The 17,976-nt window shown below is 44.2% G+C and carries 19 protein-coding genes and 1 other annotated feature; of the genes, 1 reads left to right on the top strand and 18 read right to left on the bottom strand.

What is annotated here, in order from left to right; genetic code table 11:
• Positions 1-384: 384 nt before the first annotated feature.
• The gene (locus J7E37_RS00625; protein ID WP_214778136.1) at positions 385-1,089 is read right to left on the bottom strand and encodes a 5'-methylthioadenosine/adenosylhomocysteine nucleosidase; all 705 of its coding nucleotides are present in this window, start codon (positions 1,087-1,089) and stop codon (positions 385-387) included.
• Positions 1,090-1,201: 112 nt separating this feature from the next.
• On the bottom strand, positions 1,202-2,497 hold the full coding sequence (locus tag J7E37_RS00620; RefSeq protein WP_215021830.1) for an amidohydrolase family protein: 1,296 nt from the start codon (positions 2,495-2,497) through the stop codon (positions 1,202-1,204).
• Between the two features lie 159 nt (positions 2,498-2,656).
• Here J7E37_RS00620 and J7E37_RS00615 point away from each other — a divergent pair, with 159 nt between their 5' ends.
• On the top strand, positions 2,657-2,863 hold the full coding sequence (locus tag J7E37_RS00615) for a YrzA family protein (protein ID WP_215021827.1): 207 nt from the start codon (positions 2,657-2,659) through the stop codon (positions 2,861-2,863).
• Positions 2,864-2,901: 38 nt separating this feature from the next.
• On the opposite strand, the gene J7E37_RS00610 is transcribed toward J7E37_RS00615, so the two are convergent.
• The 16 genes from J7E37_RS00610 to J7E37_RS00535 all read right to left on the bottom strand — a co-directional run bounded on the left by J7E37_RS00610 (position 2,902) and on the right by J7E37_RS00535 (position 17,913).
• The gene (locus J7E37_RS00610; protein WP_214778130.1) at positions 2,902-3,588 is read right to left on the bottom strand and encodes a YrrS family protein; all 687 of its coding nucleotides are present in this window, start codon (positions 3,586-3,588) and stop codon (positions 2,902-2,904) included.
• A gap of 85 nt (positions 3,589-3,673) precedes the next feature.
• Entirely contained in the window at positions 3,674-5,449 is a 1,776-nt protein-coding gene (locus J7E37_RS00605) for a peptidoglycan D,D-transpeptidase FtsI family protein (RefSeq protein WP_215021824.1), read from the bottom strand.
• Positions 5,450-5,505: 56 nt separating this feature from the next.
• Positions 5,506-5,982 carry a transcription elongation factor GreA gene (gene greA, locus J7E37_RS00600; RefSeq protein WP_214778126.1) on the bottom strand — a complete coding sequence of 159 codons (477 nt, stop codon included), beginning with the start codon at positions 5,980-5,982 and terminating at the stop codon, positions 5,506-5,508.
• A 207-nt stretch (positions 5,983-6,189) separates the two neighbouring features.
• On the bottom strand, positions 6,190-6,825 hold the full coding sequence (udk, locus tag J7E37_RS00595) for a uridine kinase (protein WP_214778124.1): 636 nt from the start codon (positions 6,823-6,825) through the stop codon (positions 6,190-6,192).
• A gap of 4 nt (positions 6,826-6,829) precedes the next feature.
• Positions 6,830-8,098, bottom strand: coding sequence for a peptidase U32 family protein (locus tag J7E37_RS00590; RefSeq protein ID WP_214778122.1), 1,269 nt, complete (start codon positions 8,096-8,098; stop codon positions 6,830-6,832).
• Between the two features lie 27 nt (positions 8,099-8,125).
• The gene (locus J7E37_RS00585) at positions 8,126-9,055 is read right to left on the bottom strand and encodes a peptidase U32 family protein (protein ID WP_214778114.1); all 930 of its coding nucleotides are present in this window, start codon (positions 9,053-9,055) and stop codon (positions 8,126-8,128) included.
• A gap of 5 nt (positions 9,056-9,060) precedes the next feature.
• A complete protein-coding gene (locus tag J7E37_RS00580) occupies positions 9,061-9,699 on the bottom strand; it encodes an O-methyltransferase (RefSeq protein ID WP_214778112.1) in 639 nt (212 codons plus the stop codon).
• Positions 9,700-9,999: 300 nt separating this feature from the next.
• On the bottom strand, positions 10,000-11,151 hold the full coding sequence (gene mltG / locus J7E37_RS00575) for an endolytic transglycosylase MltG (RefSeq protein ID WP_214778110.1): 1,152 nt from the start codon (positions 11,149-11,151) through the stop codon (positions 10,000-10,002).
• A 387-nt stretch (positions 11,152-11,538) separates the two neighbouring features.
• Positions 11,539-11,826: a DUF1292 domain-containing protein gene (locus J7E37_RS00570; RefSeq protein WP_214778108.1), complete on the bottom strand. Its 288-nt coding sequence runs from the start codon at positions 11,824-11,826 to the stop codon at positions 11,539-11,541.
• A gap of 15 nt (positions 11,827-11,841) precedes the next feature.
• Positions 11,842-12,258 (bottom strand): Holliday junction resolvase RuvX, encoded by a 417-nt coding sequence (ruvX, locus tag J7E37_RS00565; protein ID WP_214778106.1) that lies wholly within the window; start codon positions 12,256-12,258, stop codon positions 11,842-11,844.
• Between the two features lies 1 nt (position 12,259).
• Positions 12,260-12,529, bottom strand: a complete 270-nt coding sequence (locus J7E37_RS00560) for an IreB family regulatory phosphoprotein (RefSeq protein WP_023627198.1) — start codon at positions 12,527-12,529, stop codon at positions 12,260-12,262.
• Between the two features lie 79 nt (positions 12,530-12,608).
• Complete coding sequence (gene alaS, locus J7E37_RS00555) at positions 12,609-15,242, bottom strand: alanine--tRNA ligase (protein ID WP_215021822.1); 2,634 nt, start codon at positions 15,240-15,242, stop codon at positions 12,609-12,611.
• Between the two features lie 75 nt (positions 15,243-15,317).
• Positions 15,318-15,529, bottom strand: a binding site (T-box leader).
• A gap of 64 nt (positions 15,530-15,593) precedes the next feature.
• Positions 15,594-16,673 carry an AI-2E family transporter gene (locus tag J7E37_RS00550; RefSeq protein WP_214778700.1) on the bottom strand — a complete coding sequence of 360 codons (1,080 nt, stop codon included), beginning with the start codon at positions 16,671-16,673 and terminating at the stop codon, positions 15,594-15,596.
• Between the two features lie 403 nt (positions 16,674-17,076).
• Positions 17,077-17,202, bottom strand: coding sequence for a YrzQ family protein (locus J7E37_RS00545; protein ID WP_251009395.1), 126 nt, complete (start codon positions 17,200-17,202; stop codon positions 17,077-17,079).
• Positions 17,203-17,235: 33 nt separating this feature from the next.
• A complete protein-coding gene (locus J7E37_RS00540) occupies positions 17,236-17,427 on the bottom strand; it encodes a hypothetical protein (RefSeq protein ID WP_214778092.1) in 192 nt (63 codons plus the stop codon).
• A 9-nt stretch (positions 17,428-17,436) separates the two neighbouring features.
• On the bottom strand, positions 17,437-17,913 hold the full coding sequence (locus tag J7E37_RS00535) for a PRC-barrel domain-containing protein (RefSeq protein ID WP_214778090.1): 477 nt from the start codon (positions 17,911-17,913) through the stop codon (positions 17,437-17,439).
• Positions 17,914-17,976: the final 63 nt, after the last annotated feature.

Here is a 17,976-nt window from a genome sequence, read left to right as displayed (position 1 = left end):
GGCTACTTCAGACAAAACTAGCTGCTCCAGCTGTGATTTTGTCCGAACCCGGGACTACTTCGGACAAAACTACCTGACATCCCTTTGATTTTGTCCGAACCTGAGGCTGCTTCAGACAAAACTAGCGGCTTCAGCTGTGATTTTGTCCGAACCCGGGGCTACTTCGGACAAAACTAGCGGACATCCCTTTGATTTTGTCCGAACCTGGGACTACTTCGGACAAAACTACCTGACATCCCTTTGTTTTTGTCCGAACCTAAGGCTACTTTGGACAAAACTAGCGGACTTCCCTTTGATTTTGTCCGAACCTGCGCCCCCTCTCCAATTTTCCTCCAGAAAAAATAGCGTGGAATAAATTCCACGCTAAAAAAAGATTCACATTCATTAATTCTTCCAGTTCTTCACCATCTCATTGACAATCTCGAAAGAATTCTTGGATGCGAGTTTCGTAAATTCAAGGAAGTTAACGTCTGCTGAGCCGTCTGCCTGGTCAGACATTGAACGAATGATCACGAATGGGATGCTGTTCATGCTGCATACTTGTCCCACGGCTGCGCCTTCCATTTCTGTACAATATCCATTAAGCTCCTCATAAAGAAACTTTACCTTATCACGGTCGGCGATGAACTGATCGCCTGACAGTATTCTCCCACTGATAATTTTCTTATCCGCAACAATTTCTTCGGTTGCTGAAATTGCCAAATCCACCAAACGCCCGTCGGCTTTAAATACAGATACTTCCGTATATGGGATTTCCCCTAGTTTGAAGCCCAGTGCACGAACATCCATATCATGCTGCACACAATCAGTGGAGATGACAATGTCCCCAATTCTCAGGTCAGGATTTACAGCACCCGCTACGCCGGTGAAAACAATCTCGGATGCAGAGAATTCATCAATCAGGATTTGAGTACATACACTCGCGTTCACTTTCCCTACACCAGATTTACATAGTACAATGTCATACCCATTGAAGGTGCCGACATAGAAAGTGATGCCTGCTTTCTTTTTCTCATCATAATCCTTCATGGCGTCGAGGATATGCTGTATTTCTTCATCCATTGCACCAATAATACCAATTCTGCTCATCTTTTTGTCCTCCAATTTATAATAAGTTCTTTATCTAACTTCCGGTCTCTCCTGGCTTCTGCGACTGTTTTTCGTCCTATCCCCTATGTCCATTTACTAACTATGTAAAATTTCATGACAGGAGTTTCGACATTCGATTTGCTTCATAGAGTACTTTTTCTTCATCTATCGTTGTAAAATGTCCGTTGGCAAGAATTTGTTTTCCCTGTACATAGACATCCTTTACATCCCGTCCAGACCCGGAATAAACAAGGTGGGAAACTGGATTATGCTTAGGATAAAAGAAAGACTGATTGGAATTTACGACGATAAAATCTGCGTCTTTTCCTGCTTCAAGAGATCCAATCCGATCATTCAGCCAGAGGGATTCTGCTCCATGGATCGTAGCCATCCTCAAAGCTTCCTGAGCGGTGATTACCGTCGCATCCTGGGCAAATCCTTTATGGATCGTCGCGACAGCTTTCAGCTCTTCAAATAAGTCGAGATTATTGTTGGAAGCTGCACTGTCTGTCCCAAGGCTGACGGTCACTCCCTTTTCCAGCATTTTGCCAATCGGGGCAATGCCGCTGCCCAATTTGAGGTTACTGATGACATTATGTGATACCTTCACATCTTTTTCCGCGAGGATTTGAATATCTTCGTCATTCACATGCACCGCATGGGCGACAAGCGAAGGCCGTTCAAAGAATCCTAACTTTTCCAGGTGGCGTACCGGTGTAGCGCCGTATTCTTCGATATTCTTATCTACTTCAAATTTCGTTTCGGACATATGAGTATGCAGCGGAACATTCAGCTCGGCCGATTTATCAATGATCTGGGAGATATACTCTGGTGAGCAGGTATACGGGGAGTGAGGTGACAGCATCGTCGCAATCCTTCCATTGGCGCCGTTATTCCAGCTTTTTGCAAAATCTGCCGCTTCCTTAAGCTTGCTCTGTCGAAGTTCCTCCGAACCAAAGCCTATCACACCCCGGCACAGCACTCCACGGATGCCTGCTTCCTCAACTGCCATTGCGACCTCATCCATATTGTCATACATGTCAACAAATGTCGTTGTACCAGTGCGGATCATTTCAAGGATAGATAGCTTCGCACCCCATCTTGCATGTTCAGGTGTATATTTAGCTTCAAGCGGCCAAATTTTGTCCTCCAGCCATGTCTGCAAATGCAAATCATCCGCATAGCCTCGCAGCAGTGACATCGGCGTGTGTCCATGGGTATTGACCAGGCCAGGGAGCAGGGTATTCCCTTTTAAATCTACTTTTTCCTCATAAGAGTTAAAATCATCAGGCGTGATGCCCACATAGATGATTTTCTCCCCTTCAACGGCAATAGCCCCATTCTCGATCACTGCATGATCTGTGTTACTCGTAACAATCGTCCCATTATAAAATATCTTCCTCGTCATATTAATCTCTCCTATGTAAGAACACTTACTTACTAGAATCTGGTGCTAGTCATTAAAATATGCCTGCCGTTTTAATTTATCAAAATAAGTTTCATTTTTATAGAGAATTTGCTATTTTATTTTGTGTAGATACTGTTGAATCAAAAGGAGAAGGAATATATGGATTTCCAATTTGAACTGATAGAAGACAAGGTTGAATTTTTTGAAGCGGTCGATTTAAAAACTCTTGAAAAAAAAATCAATAAGCAAATCGAAATCAATAAAGCGATCATGCTGTCTGTCCATCTTGTGTCCCACCAGATGCATCTAGATGATAAAGGAAGGCTGTTCTATTCCGCTGTTGTCCACTTCAAGGCAAAAAAATAAAGGGGCTGCCATTCTTTCGCCCCTTTCCCTTTACATCTTTATCGCTTATCGTTTTGAATCAATTCTTCTACCTTTACTGGCTTCCAGCCTTCGCCGTCCACCCACTGAATCCAAACTCTGAATGTCTGGTCACTGCCCTTCTCAGAAATCGTTCCAACCGCTGTATTAGGCGCACCGCCATTTTCATTCCACCATACTGTCATGTTGTCTTTATTGATTCCGGTAGCGTAGGAATAGGCCAGAATCATTTCCTGCCAATCTACTGCATTTTGGTCGAATACGGTATTATGTTCGCCGGATTGGGTAGTACCGACGGGTTTCCATTCAGGGTTTTCAATTGTTTGTTTCACATTGGCATCACTGCCGCCCTCAGTCACAATTGGATCAGCCAATTCTTCATCATTTTCAGACTCATCAACAGCCTCTTCTGACTCTGTTTCATCAGCCGCTTCTTTATCTGAATCCTGGCTATCGTCTTTTTTGGCCGTATCCTTGGTGTCCTCTTTTTTATCTGGAGAGGCTGCGTCCTTATCCTTCTCGGCCGCAACACCGTTTTGATCGGCTGCCCCTTCATCATTGCTGAAGAAAATGTTAAATGAGACAATTCCAATTAACAAAATGACGACAACAATCAAGCTATTTAAAATAAGGTTCGTTTTTCTGCGCTTAGCCCTTAATCGTGAACGTGTCCCCTCATTTAGGTTATCATAATCATCGTGCTTCAAGATCTTTCCCTCCCTTATAAGGTTGTCAACATTCTACCATGACTGGGGGCAAACTTGAAGGATTTTATATTCATCTAATGATGGCTCAATTGTTTTCAGGACCTTCAGCATGGTTAAATGCATACACCTCTTTTACTATATCTGCAAAAAGGGGATTCACACCGCCTTCATCTTCTAAAACCCCTAAGTTGACAGTTACAAGAGCATACTTAGGTTTTTCATAGGGAAAATATCCGGCGAACCACTTATTATGCAGCTGCTTGTCGCTATTATTGTAAATCCCGGTTTCCGCTGTTCCAGACTTTCCCGCCACGGCATACGGCAAGTCCCTGAACCACCTACCCGTTCCCTGCTCATTCACAACAACCTCTCGTAAAAGCTTTTGTAGTTTCATCGCGGTGAATGGAGATATTTTGTCTCCTTCAAGCTTCTGTTTAGGAAATTCAGTCATTTCAGCACCATTTTGATACTGGATGGACAGAACAGCCCTGATCATGTCTTTTTCCCCGCCCCTGGCGATTGTAGCCATCATGTTCGCAACGGCGAGGGGAGACACCCTTACTTCATGCTGGCCAATTCCCGATAAAGCTGCAAAATTTTTATCTTTCCGTGCTTCATCAGATAAAAAGACCCTTCCCTTTTCCTCGTCCTGAAGCTGGCTGAAATCTTCAAGATGGAAAATATCACCCTTCCATCCTGTACCGCCAGTGATTGACAGCTTCTCTGCGTATTTTTCGAGCATATTGGGGTCCTGCTCCTGAAGCTCCCTGGCCACTTCTCCAAAAGCCCTGTTGCAGCTTACTGCAAAGCTATCAGTGAAATTGAGCATTCCATAGTCATATTTCAAATCTGGTGCACCGCTGATTGTTTTGCTGCAATCAAATTTCCTGGCTGGATCATCAAGTCCCTGATCGATCGCTGCCGCCGCAACAACCGTTTTAAAGATGGAACCGGGTATATGCTGCTTGACCATCATATTTTCTATTCCTTCATCATCGAAGGGTTTTCCCTGATTAATGACAGGCCTTGACACCATTGCCAGTATACTGTTTGTTTCAATATCGAGAAGCACCACACCGCCTCTGTTGATGTTGTGCAAATCAACTTTGTCCTCTAAAAGCAATTGCAGGTCTTTGTCTATTGAAGTCTGGAGGTTAATTGGATAAAAAGGATTTGCTGGGTCAATGTATTTTACATTAATCCCGAATAGTGGTGCTCCTTCTCCGTCGACATGATAAACCAGCTTTGATTTCCCTTCAGCAACAAGGAACTCGTCAAAGCTCTTTTCCAATCCGGAGAGACCAATCAAGGTTCTTGGCAGGAAATCTTTCTCGCCATACCTTGATTTTAGAAGTGCTTCATTCTCGCCTATGATACCCAGAAGCTGGGCAGCCGGCACTTTCTCCATTGGATACTTCCGCTCAACGGCAAAAACTCCCGGGATTTCCAGCTCATTAATAATTTCCATCTGACTCTTTGTCAAAATCACCGGGTCCGGATCGCCAAAAGCAAATGGTTCCTTGGACTTTTCCACTGCTTTTTTCAATGAGTATACAGATATGCCTAGAGTACGCGCAACCTTGTCAGCTTCCCAGTCCATCTTCTTTAAAAAGGGGAACAGGACGAGAACGGACGAAGTTTCATAGGATAAAGGGGCCCCTGAGCGGTCGAGGAAGTTTCCTCTCCCATTATCTACGACCATTTCCTGCGACCTTTGCTTGACGCTTGCTTCTATAAGATTAATTTCATGCCTGGAAAAGGATTCCGTTTCAAATAACTGCAGCTGGGCCAGCCTTAAAACCAGCAGACAAAAGGCAGCTATACAAATGGAAATCCATGCCACCATTCTTTTTTTTCGCATAAAAAACACCTCGTCAAAAGTGTTGACGAGGTGCCGAGGTTTCAAACATATGGTATTTACTTTATTGTCGTGATGCGAACGTTCATTTCACCGCCAGGAGTCTGGACAGTCACTTCGTCCCCTACTTTTTTGCCCATCAGGCTTTTCGCAATCGGAGAGTCGTTCGAGATTTTGCCCTCAAACGGGTCAGCTTCAGCGCTTCCTACTATTGTATAAGATTCTTCATCGCCATCAGGAAGCTCGACGAAAGTCACTGTACGGCCAAGGCTGACTGCATCTGTGCTCACTTCATTTTCCTGGATGATTTTTGCATTGCGGATCATATTTTCAAGAGTCGTGATACGTCCTTCTACAAAGGCTTGTTCCTCTTTTGCGGAATCGTACTCAGAGTTCTCTGAAAGATCGCCAAAGCTGCGAGCGATCTTGATTCTCTCAACAACTTCTTTTCGTTTAACAGTCTTTAATTGTTCCAATTCTTGTTCCAGCTTTTCTTTTCCTGCCTGTGTCATAGGAAACACTTTTTCTGTAGCCAAAATACTTCACTCCTTCTAGTCTTCACAAATCCCCAATAAAATAGATTGTGTAATATTATATTATGTATCCTGAAAAATATACAGGAGCGCGTCCTTGGGCAGGGCGCGCGATTTAAATAGAGCCACTTCAGGCCATTTATTTCTCATTGGACAAAAGGAAGCACTTTATTCAAGTACTTCCATGTCCACATTATCTATGCTATTGTGTCACAAAAATGATTTTTGTTCAAGAATTGTTTGAATTTTTGTTACCATCAGGTCGATCGCAACATGGTTGTGGCCGCCTTCCGGAATGATCACATCTGCGTAACGCTTCGTCGGTTCGATGAACTGGTTGTGCATCGGCCTAACCACAGTCACATACTGTTCGATGACCGAGTCCATTGAACGGCCGCGCTCCTTGATGTCTCGAAGCAGCCTGCGGATGATCCGCAGATCGGCATCTGTATCGACATAAAGCTTGATATCCATCAGATCGCGCAATCTTTCGTCCTCAAGGATCAGGATTCCTTCAAGGATGATAACATCCTTCGGTTCAACATGGACAACTTCGCTTGATCGAGTATGGACGGCATAATCATAAACCGGCTTCTCAATCGCCTCGTGGCGGAGCAGCTTTTGGATATGCTCGATCAACAGATCATTGTCAAATGCCAGCGGATGGTCATAATTTGTTTTTAAACGCTCTTCCATTGGCAGATGGCTTTGGTCCTTGTAATAGTAGTCTTGTTCAATCATCAGGATTGATTGACTCTTAAAGCTATCATATATTGCTTTTGTTACACTAGTCTTTCCTGAGCCGGAGCCGCCGGCTACACCAATTACAACAGGTTTGCGGTCCATTGATTTACTTCTCCTTCCGCATCATGTTATTTGGGTAGACAGGCTTGTCCATCTTGAACTTGACGATTTGCAGCGGATGGCGGGCAACATCCAGTTCATTGCCATCTTCATCCCAAATCTTCTCGACAACATGAGTGAAGTTCTCGATTTCAGGCCCAAAGAATTCAACCTCGTCGCCAGGCTTGAAGTAGTTCCTTTGCTGAAGTGTCACCATTTGTGTCTCAGCATCGTAATCAAGCACTAGGCCGGCAAAATCAAAAGTTGTCTTTTTGCTATGGTTTCCAAACATTTGCTCTTTATACCCTGGAACTCCTTCAAAGAAGGCAGTTGCTGTCTCACGGTTTGCACATTTATCCAATTCCTCAAGCCATTCCTGCTTGATAACGAAGTTCTCAGGATCCGCGCAATATGCATCAATCACTTTGCGGTATACACTGACTACCGTTGCAATGTAGTGGATCGACTTCATGCGGCCTTCGATTTTAAGGCTGTCGATGCCAAGCTCGATCATGCGCGGAATTGATTCAATCAACTTAAGGTCCTTAGGGCTCATCGCGAAAGGTGAGTCGCCTTCTGCAAACAAAGCGTTCTCTTCATTTCCTTCAAGTGTATACAAATCATAATCCCAGCGGCAGGACTGGCAGCAGCCTCCGCGATTCGAATCGCGTGCCGTCATGTGGTTGCTCAATGTACAACGGCCTGAGTAAGCAATACACATTGCACCGTGGATGAAGGTTTCGATTTCGATATCTACCTTTTCCTTCATTTCCTTGATTTCATCAGCACTTGTTTCACGCGCAAGAACAACTCGCTCCAGACCTTCTTCCTTCCAGAACTGGACAGCCTTCCAGTTTGAAAGGGATTGCTGTGTGCTCAGGTGGACCTCGATTTCAGGTGCAACCCTGCGGCAAGTTTCGATGATTAATGGATCAGCAACGATGATGCCGTGCACGCCGGCTCCCTTTAAGCCTAAAAGGTAGTCCTCAAGCCCATCGATGTTTTCGTTATGTGCAAAGATGTTTGTTGTAACATAGATTTTTGCTCCGTATTTCTTGGCGAACTCCACGCCTTCCTTCATTTCCTCAAAAGTAAAATTGTCTGCGTTCGAGCGCAAGCCATATTCCTGTCCGCCAATAAAGACGGCATCTGCACCATATTGGACGGCAATCTTAAGTTTCTCAAGATTTCCGGCTGGCGCAAGCAGTTCTGGTTTTTTGACAATCACGCGTTTTCCGTCAACAATCTGTGAGATTTTATCTGCTACTGCTGTCATCATGCAACCTCCTTATTGTTCTCTCTGTTAATAAACCGTCTCTTTGAAAAAGAATCCTGTATCCAGCGGCCGGTTTGGCGGCTGCAGTGCTTCCGCCTCATCAAGCAACCCGTCTTTTTCTTCATCATATTGATCTTGATCCTCAACAGCCAAATCAATGGCTTTACGGTAAAGCTTCGTTACTTCAAGAATATATTCAGGGCTCTTCAGGATGCCGTCAATTTTAAAAGAATCGATCCCGGCTTCCACAAGCTCCGTCAGTTCATCAATAATGCAAATATCATTAGGACTCATAATATGTGTGCCATTTTCATCTTCGAAAATAGGGTACTTATTCTCGCGCTCTTTATCGTGAAGAAACATATTGCGTTCCTGTTTTCGGTTTTCAACTTCCAGCGCTTTGCCTTGATATTCAAAGTAATGTCCGAGCAACGAGCGTTTTGACTGGAACATATTCATCATTCCGTGAACCTGTACCTCAATTTCAACCTCGGCATTTTCCTTGATTTCAACAATCGCGTCCATATTGATTTCCCTTGCAAGAACGGCGCGTTTAGCACCCTTTCTGCCCCAATAGTTGCAAGTATACCAGTTCGTGCCTGTTATTTCCGTGCTCCAATGAAGCTTCATTTCCGGAGCATATTCCTTTGCGGCCATCAAAACAGCAGGGTCGCCGAATGTGACTCCGTCCGCATTGACATCCTTAAGGAAAGTCAGGTAATCACCAAGCAAGTCCACTTTTTCATTATGAAATAACGCATTCATAGCGACATACACTTTCTTGCCTTTTGAATGAGCCTGTTCGATCGCCTGCTTTACATCTTCACGGTTAAACTCGCCAGCTAAGCGCAGGCCGAATTTCTGTTCACCAATCAAGAAAGCATCTGCTCCTGCCTCTGCGAGTGGAATAATATCCTCAACGCTCTTTGGAGTTACCAATAATTCAGGTTTATTCATTCCGTTCACCTCTTCTTACTAATCGCTATACCATCGCCAATCGGAAGGATGACAGTATCATACTCCTGATTGGCAGCAAGCCAGCGATTGAATTCATCTATTTTTTTTACCAGGCTGCGAAGTCTTCTGCTATCGGCTTCCTGATTATATACAAGCCCTTTAAAAAGGACGTTATCCGTAATGATCATTCCTCCTGGTTTCAAATACCCGGAGTACATTTCGAAAAAGCGCTTATACTGCCCTTTGGCCGCATCAATAAAAATGGCATCAAACGGAGCATAGCCGGCAACTTCCTCAACCAGCTCAAGCGCATCTCCACTGATTTGGATGATCTGCTGCTGCCTGTCTGCCCTCTTAATATAATCAACAGCAAGCTTAAACCGTTCCTCATCACGTTCCAAAGTAACGATCTTTGTTTGCGGCAGGGCGAACGACATCCTTAGTGCGGAATAGCCAATTGCCGTTCCTACCTCCAGAATCGCTTTCGGCTGCTGTATTCTTAAGAGCTGCAGCATGGTTTCAATACCTGCCGGCTCCATAATCGGGACACCATTTTGATCTGCATATTCCTCCATCTCTAACAGGAGGCCATTCCTGGGCTGTATTAAAGTATCTATATAACTTTGCAGCTCTTGACTAAGCAAGCTGCTTCACCTCTATTCAAAAGCTGAATCTCAGCAAGAGTAGATATTTTTAAATGACTATCCGAACATGAAAAAAATAGCGTTCACAGGTTAAGAGGAACACCTTCAGGCAATGCTGCCTACAGGTTCATAAGCTAAAAGCCACAACTCCTACTTCTGCAATACACGCTATCAAATGAATCTGAGCTCCCATCGAGAGCCCACACTGGACAGTAATATTACTACAAAAAAACACTTGTATTATTTTATCACAATAAGAAGGGAAATGCTAACCTTTCTGCATTTCCCTTAAATTTACAGTTATTTCTTGTTTGTGATATGTTCATTCACTTTGCGGTTATGCTCTGCGAGCGTTTTAGAGAAGAGCACTTCCCCTGTAGAGGTGGCAAGGAAATACATATCATCTGTGTCAGCAGGTGCAAGCGCAGCTTCGATTGACATTAGCCCCGGATTGGCGATTGGACCCGGTGGCAGACCCTGAATTTTATAGGTATTATATGGATCATCGATTTCAAGATCCTTGTAAAACACCCTGTCTTTATGTTCTCCATGCGCATAGAGAACAGTTGGGTCTGTCTGCAGCATCATTCCATCTTCAAGGCGGTTGTAGAACACGCTGGCGATTTTATCGCGGTCTACTTTCTCAGTAGCTTCCTCTTCGATGAGCGATGCCATCGTCATCAATTCATGTGTAGTCAGTTCTTTTTCTTCCATATGCCCCTTGAATTCACCGAGCACTTCCTTCGTCTTTGTAAGCATGACAGTTACTATTTCCTCGACTGTCGGCTTTTCTGAGTAAAAAGGATAAGTTGCCGGGAAAAGATAGCCTTCAAGCGGATACTTGACATTATCTTTCAGGATTTCCTCTGTGAGAACATCAGGGTATTTGCCCATCATCTTATTGATGAATTCTTTATCGTTCAGCTGTTTGAAAATCTCTTCCTCGTCCTGCTGTGTCTTTTCGGCAATAATCCCAGCAATCTGCTTTAATTGCTTACCCTCGGGAATCGTTATTTTCATGACAACTTCTTGCATGACCTTCCCGGTTTTCAAGCTTGTGATGATTTCAGGAAGCGTCATGGAAGGCTTCATTTTATAATCGCCCGCCATAAAGCCGGCTTCGTTTTTAAACTTCACATAATATTTAAAGACTCTGGCATCCCTGATGATCCCTTCATCCTCGAGAATTTGTCCGATTCCGGTTGTTGAGGAGCCTATCGGTATATTGACGTCCACTGTTTTCTTGCTGCTCTCATCCACTGGTTTCAGGGCTTCCTTGATATAATAATAGCCGCCACCGCCAATTGCCCCAATGAGCAGAATCCCCACGATCGAGGTGATGAAGACAATCTTCCTAACGATTCTCGCTTCCTTCTGCTGTTCAACCAGCTTTTCAGCAATCAATTGCTTTTTATCTGTTTTCGAATCTTTTATATTTTTCTCGTCTGACATAGTTCCCCCTCCAGTTAACAAAAACTTACTTCCTGGATACTCTCTAATATCACATCTCGAACCATTATACTATAATTTCTATTTTTATTTGCAAATAATTACGAAAAAATACTGCAGACGACAAATTAACCTAAATTTCGCCAGCGAATTCACGCTTGTTTTTATATGAATATAACCGACTCATTAATTAGTAGTGCTGGGCTTCAATAACTCGATACGAAACCTCGTTTTTATCGGACACTTTTCACGATTTCTCTCTTCTGTTTGGCCGATAGATCCCTTCTATCGGACACTTTCCGCAGACTCTCCCTTCCGTTTCGCCGATAGGAGTATCCGAGGAAAAATAAAAAGACCAGGCATTATTCGCCTGGTCCCAGTTTGAATATTTTATTCTTCGTCTTGCTCAGCAAGGAATGTTTCCAGCATTTCTTCGATCATGTCCCATTCTGCGTCAGTTTCGATTGGCATTAGTTCGCCATCTTCATTGTCTTCTGAAGGGTTGAATGCGGAAGCGTGGATTTCGATTTCTTCGTCATCGTTGTCCTCTGCACCTACTGGATAATAAAGCACATATGACTTGCCGAATTCTTCTGAGTCAAATGTGAAAAGTACTTCGCATAATTGTTCATTGCCGTTTTCGTCTACTACTGTGATGTTGTTTTCGCCGTGGTCCATTATAGTCACCTCAATTTAATTTTGGCTGTTTAAATAGCCTTGTAAAATCATTACTGCAGCCATCTTATCAATGACCTTTTTCCTTTTTTTTCGGCTCATGTCTGCTTCGAGCAAAACCCGCTCGGCAGCCACTGTCGTCAGACGCTCGTCCCAAAGGATGGCAGGCACACCGAACCTTTCTTCCAATTCACGGGCATAGAATTGGCTCGCCTCTCCGCGAGGGCCGATTGTGCCGTTCATGTTTTTTGGCAGCCCGACGACAACCTTGTCGACTTCATACTCTTTTATTATTTTACCAATTTCATCAAAACCAAACACATTTTCTTCTTCGTTGATTTTCAATGTTTCAAGCCCCTGAGCTGTCCATCCCAGTTCATCGCTCAGTGCAATGCCGACTGTTTTCGAGCCGACATCTAGTCCCATGATCCGCAATTTATTTCCCCTCTCGATGGTTCCTTAAATAGGATTTAACCAGTTCCTCGATAATTTCATCCCGCTCCAGCTTGCGGATGATGTTGCGGGCATCCCGATGGCGGGGAATATAGGCCGGGTCGCCGGAGAGCAAATAACCGACAATCTGATTGATCGGGTTATATCCCTTTTCCTGCAAGGCTTCATACACCTGCAGCAGGACTTCATTGGCATCATGCTCAAAAGGCTCTTCGGGAAAATTAAATCTCATCGTCTTGTCAAACGAGCTCATCGAATGCACCTCACTTTTAAAAAATGGCCGGTAAAATTTTCTTCAAGATACCTTCATTCTACACTACTTTACTTTTATATCAAATTGATTTCACCCATTCTTCGGCAAATTGAAGCGCATTGTCGAGTTTTGAAGGGTCTTTTCCGCCAGCCTGGGCCATATCCGGACGGCCTCCGCCGCCTCCGCCGCAAATTGCCGCTGCTTCCTTGATCAGTTTCCCAGCCTGATAGCCTTTCTTGATCAGGTCATCTGTCACTGCTGCAATCAGATTCACTTTACTGCCGTCGGTCATGCCAAGGAGGATGACTGCTGAGCCAAGCTTCTGCTTTAAATCATCAGCCATATTTCGCAGGCTGTTCATATCAGCTGCATCGACACGGGCTGCCAGCAGTTGGACACCATTCACTTCTTTGACCTTAGAAGTAAGGCTTCCTGCTTCAATATTACCCAATTTTGCCGAAAGGGATTCATTTTCGCGCTGAAGCTGCTTCATTTCAGCAAGCATTGAGTCAATTCTGTTTGCAACATCTTTAGGAGATGTCTTCAATTTGGCTGCAGCATCTTTCAGGATACCGATTTGGTCATTCAGCACTTTGTAAGCCGCTTCCCCTGTTACAGCTTCAATCCTTCTAGTTCCTGCACCGATGCCGCCTTCAGATACAATCTTGAACAGTCCAATGACGGATGTGTTTGGAACATGGCAGCCGCCGCAAAGCTCAAGACTATAGTCGCCGACTTTTACGACACGGACAATATCGCCATACTTTTCGCCGAATAATGCCATCGCGCCCATGGCTTTGGCTTCAGCAATCGGCTTGAAGCTGGTCTCAACCTGAATGCTTCTCCAGATTTTTTCGTTGACGATTGATTCTACTTGCTCAAGCTCTTCTGCAGTCACCTGACCAAAATGAGAGAAGTCGAAACGCAGTCTGTCAGGCTCGACAAGAGATCCTGCCTGGTTTACGTGACCTCCGAGCACATCCTTCAATGCCTGGTGAAGCAAGTGTGTCGCTGTATGGTTCTTGATGATTCTTGCACGGTTTTCCTGGTCCACTTGAGCTGTTACTTCAAGGCCTTTGGTTACCTTGCCTTCTTCTACAACTGCATGGTGAAGGTTTTGTCCGTTAGGAGCTTTCTTTACATCCTTGACAGATACCTTAACACCATTCGCTGCAAGGGTTCCTTTATCGGCAATCTGGCCGCCGCTTTCTGCGTAAAAAGGTGTAACATCAAGGATGAAATGGATCTCATCGCCTGCATTCGCTTCTTCAACAAGCTCGCCTTCTTTGACCAATGCAACAATCTTGCTGTTTGTTTCGAAATTATCATAGCCGACGAATTCACTGCTCTCTTTAATGTCGCCAAGAATACCGCCCTGAACCTGCATGGAACCTACATCCTGACGTGCAGCACGTGCTCTTTCACGCTGCAGCTCCATCTCTTTTTCAAAGCCTTCATGGTCGACCTTCAAGCCTTCTTCCTCAGCATACTCTTCTGTCAGCTCGACAGGGAAACCATAAGTGTCATATAGGCGGAAGACATCTTCACCCTGGACCATGCCGCTGCCTTTTTCCTTCTCCTTCTTGATTAGCTCAGAAAGAATCGAAAGTCCTTCATGAAGCGTTTCATGGAAACGGTCTTCTTCATTCTTGATGACCTTCTGGATAAAGTCGGTCTTTTCTTTTACTTCCGGGTAGAAGTCATGCATGATTTCACCAACCACAGGCACAAGCTGGTACATGAATGGACGGTTGATGTTCAGCTTCTTGGCATAACGCACAGCGCGGCGCAATAATCTTCGAAGTACATACCCGCGGCCTTCGTTTGAAGGAAGGGCACCATCGCCGACAGCAAATGCTACCGTACGGATGTGGTCAGCAATAACTTTAAACGCCTCATCCTTCTCTTTGGACTGACCGTATTTTTCACCGGAGATTTCTTCAGTCGCATTGATGATGGGCATGAACAAATCTGTTTCAAAGTTTGTCGGAACGTCCTGAACGACAGAAGCCATACGCTCAAGCCCCATACCTGTATCAATATTTTTCTTTGGCAGCGGTGTGTATGTTCCGTCAGGATTATGGTTGAATTCAGAGAACACAAGGTTCCAGACTTCTAAATAACGGTCATTTTCTCCTCCAGGATATAATTCCGGATCTTCAGGATCATTGCCGTACTCTGGTCCTCTGTCATAGAAGATTTCTGTGTTCGGACCACTTGGACCTTCACCGATATCCCAGAAGTTCCCTTCAAGGCGGATGATGCGCTCTTCAGGAACACCGATTTTCTCTCTCCAGATATTGAAAGCTTCGTCGTCTTCCGGATGGATGGTTACGGAAAGTTTTTCAGGATCAAAGCCAATCCACTTTTCATCCGTAAGGAATTCCCAAGCGAATTCAATTGCTTCTACCTTGAAATAATCACCGATCGAGAAGTTTCCAAGCATCTCAAAGAAAGTGTGGTGGCGCGCTGTTTTGCCGACATTTTCGATATCGTTCGTACGGATGGATTTCTGCGCATTTGTGATACGCGGATTTGCCGGGATCACACGGCCGTCGAAATACTTTTTCAATGTAGCTACACCACTGTTGATCCAAAGAAGGGAAGGATCATCGTGAGGTACGAGCGATGCGCTCGGCTCGATTGCGTGGCCCTTTTCCTTAAAAAAATCAAGATACATTTTTCTGATTTCAGCACCTGTCAGTTTTTTCATAAAACTAACCTCCTAAACCCAAGTGAAATTTTAGCTTTCAGGGATTTTAGACAACAAAAAAAGCCCTCATCCCTGGACAGGGACGAGAGCTTGCTCGCGGTACCACCCTGATTATGGACACAAAGACACGCGCCCATCTCTCAAAAACGCTTTAACGCAGCTGCTACGGCAGGTTTTGCCTGCACTCCGGAATAGCCTTCTGTTATCCTTCACCGGGAATTCTTTCAGCCTGGGAATCCCTCTCTGGACAATGGTCTATAACATACTCGTTCCTTCTACACTTTTCGAATTATTAATCTATAGCCGAATTATATATAGCCAGGTGCGGTTTGTCAAACGACTTGGCAAAAATTATGAAGGTCGTTCTTTCTTTCTCTCAAGGATGATATGATCTTTTGCATGAATCAATGCCGCCCTCAATACAACCAGGACAGGAACAGCAAGAATCAATCCAAGAATGCCGCCAACCTCTTCTCCTGCCAGCAGCGCAAACATAATCATCAGCGGATGCATGTGCAGGCTTTTCCCGACAATAAGCGGGGAAAGGATATTACCCTCGAGGAACTGAAGCGAGAATACAATCACTAGTGATAAAAGCACCATCTTCACCGACATGGTCGCTGCGATGATCACAGCTGGAATAGCTCCGATAATCGGACCGAAATAAGGGATTACATTCGTTATCCCAACGATTGCTCCCAACAGCAGCGAATACTTGATGCCCGCCATCCAAAAAAACAACGAAGATAGAACACCAATGATCAGACAGATGAGCAGCTGGCCCCGGATATAGCTCCCGAGCGACTTGTCGACTTCGTGCAGGAACTTTGTGCCTGGCTGTCTCCATTGCCGCGGTGTCAGATACCATGCCGCTTTCTTCATGACATCGAAGTCCTTCAGCATGTAAAAAGCGATAAACGGGATAACCGCTATCGTCAATATCGAATTTATGATATCCATCAGGAAAGCCATCGTACCTGCAAGCACTCCATCAAGCCATAGCTCCATCCGTGTAATTCCCTCCTCGATTCTTTCGTGGATCCCTGCCGGCCAAGTCGAGGTCTGGTCGACAATATTGTTTACCATTTGCCTATATTGCTCGGCAAAATACGGAGCATTCTCCGCCAGGTCACCCAGCTGGCGAATCACTGCGGGGACCCCTTTGTAAAAAGCAAACCCAGCACCGCCAAAGAACAAAATATAGATGATCAGGATCGAAACCCCGCGATGAAGGCCCTTTTGATGAAGGGCCTCAACAATAGGATGGAGCAAATATGTAATAAACGCAGCCACGGAAAAAGGAACAAGCAGTGAAATCAATACTTCCAAAAACGGAATCCAAATGGACTGTAATTTTATGAAAATAAATAGCACAATGAATAAAAGGAGAAGAAATCCGAGCCGGTAATACCATTTCATCTGGATATTCAATATCTTCACCTACCTTCCTGTTATTCTTGAAAAAAAGGTGGCGGATTATGCATTTTTGGCCTCGCGAGGATGCTTATAGAGACTTTTTTTGAGATTATGTAGCTATTTTTGTTATCAGTTAGCGAAATTTTTCCTGCTTAATGCTTTTTCGTGACTAGAAATTGTGTTTTTCAGTTAATATTTGTAAAACAAATCCAGAACAGTGCAATTGGAAAAATTATTCTCTTAATAATCGATTATAATTAAGCAAAAAAACAAAATAATCTCCCAAATATGATGCTTAATTGAGCAATGAAATCTGATAATCATGCCGTCTGCATAAATTTAGGAAAAACAAAGCTTGTTTTCCTGTTAAACAGTAAAAAACCCCTGCAAAAATTACAGGGGTTTATCATTAAGCAAATTAAAATAAAGCTTTCTTCATTTTCCTGCCAAGCCTCTTCATTTTTCTTCCAGACAACATATTATTGTTGGACGTATAGTTGTAAGCTGCCATGCCAGCACCAAAAGCGATTACGGAGGTTAACATTCTATTCAATGTGCTTCACCTCTTCGATTTATTTTATATGCCGTATTGACGTTGATCTTCTTCAAATAAATCATCAAGTGAGCTCAATGTTCCATCTTCTTCGACTTGATGGGTATGGATCAAGCCATTGTTCAGAGACAGTTCGATGAAGCAATTCCAGCAGTAATATTGGTTGATGCCAATTTTACCGATATCCTTGCTCCTGCAATTGGGACAACTTAACATAAGGACACCTCATCTCGATTTAACAGTGACGACGATGGCATCCTTTCCGATTGCAGGTGGACCAGTGGTCTTAATGACACGCTTCCCATTCGCGATATCCGAAAAAAAGCCATCCGTTAATTCGTACCCTACAATCGTGCCCACTTCTTCCATGAAATATACATCCTCCAGCAAGCCCAGCTGCTCCCCTTCCTTCGAAAGAAGCTTTTTCCCAGCGAGGCTCTCATTATGTTCAAATGTATATTCAGGCTCTGTCTCCAATCGCTCCAAGGCTGACTTGTCTTTCACCATGACCCCATCTTCACCAAAGGATGAAACCTTGTCCACTTTGACCTGAAACGTTTTCTTGATGAACGCACCCTTTTTTACAAGTAAGCCTACTACGCTTCCATTGCCAGAAATGCTCACATCACAAACTTCGCCCAGTTTCTGACCACTCGCCAATTCATATACAGGCAGTCCCTTTAAAAGTGAAAATGTCCGCAAAAGTGTGTCCCGCCTTTCCGAACACTCTTAGTTTCCACTGACTGCAGGCAATTCATGAGGTGT

Origin of the sequence: Bacillus sp. ISL-39, assembly GCF_018613295.1 — a bacterium.
GTDB lineage: Bacteria > Bacillota > Bacilli > Bacillales > Cytobacillaceae > Mesobacillus.
The sequence above is the reverse complement of the archived record's forward strand: the minus strand, read 5'-3'. Positions and strand labels throughout refer to the sequence as shown.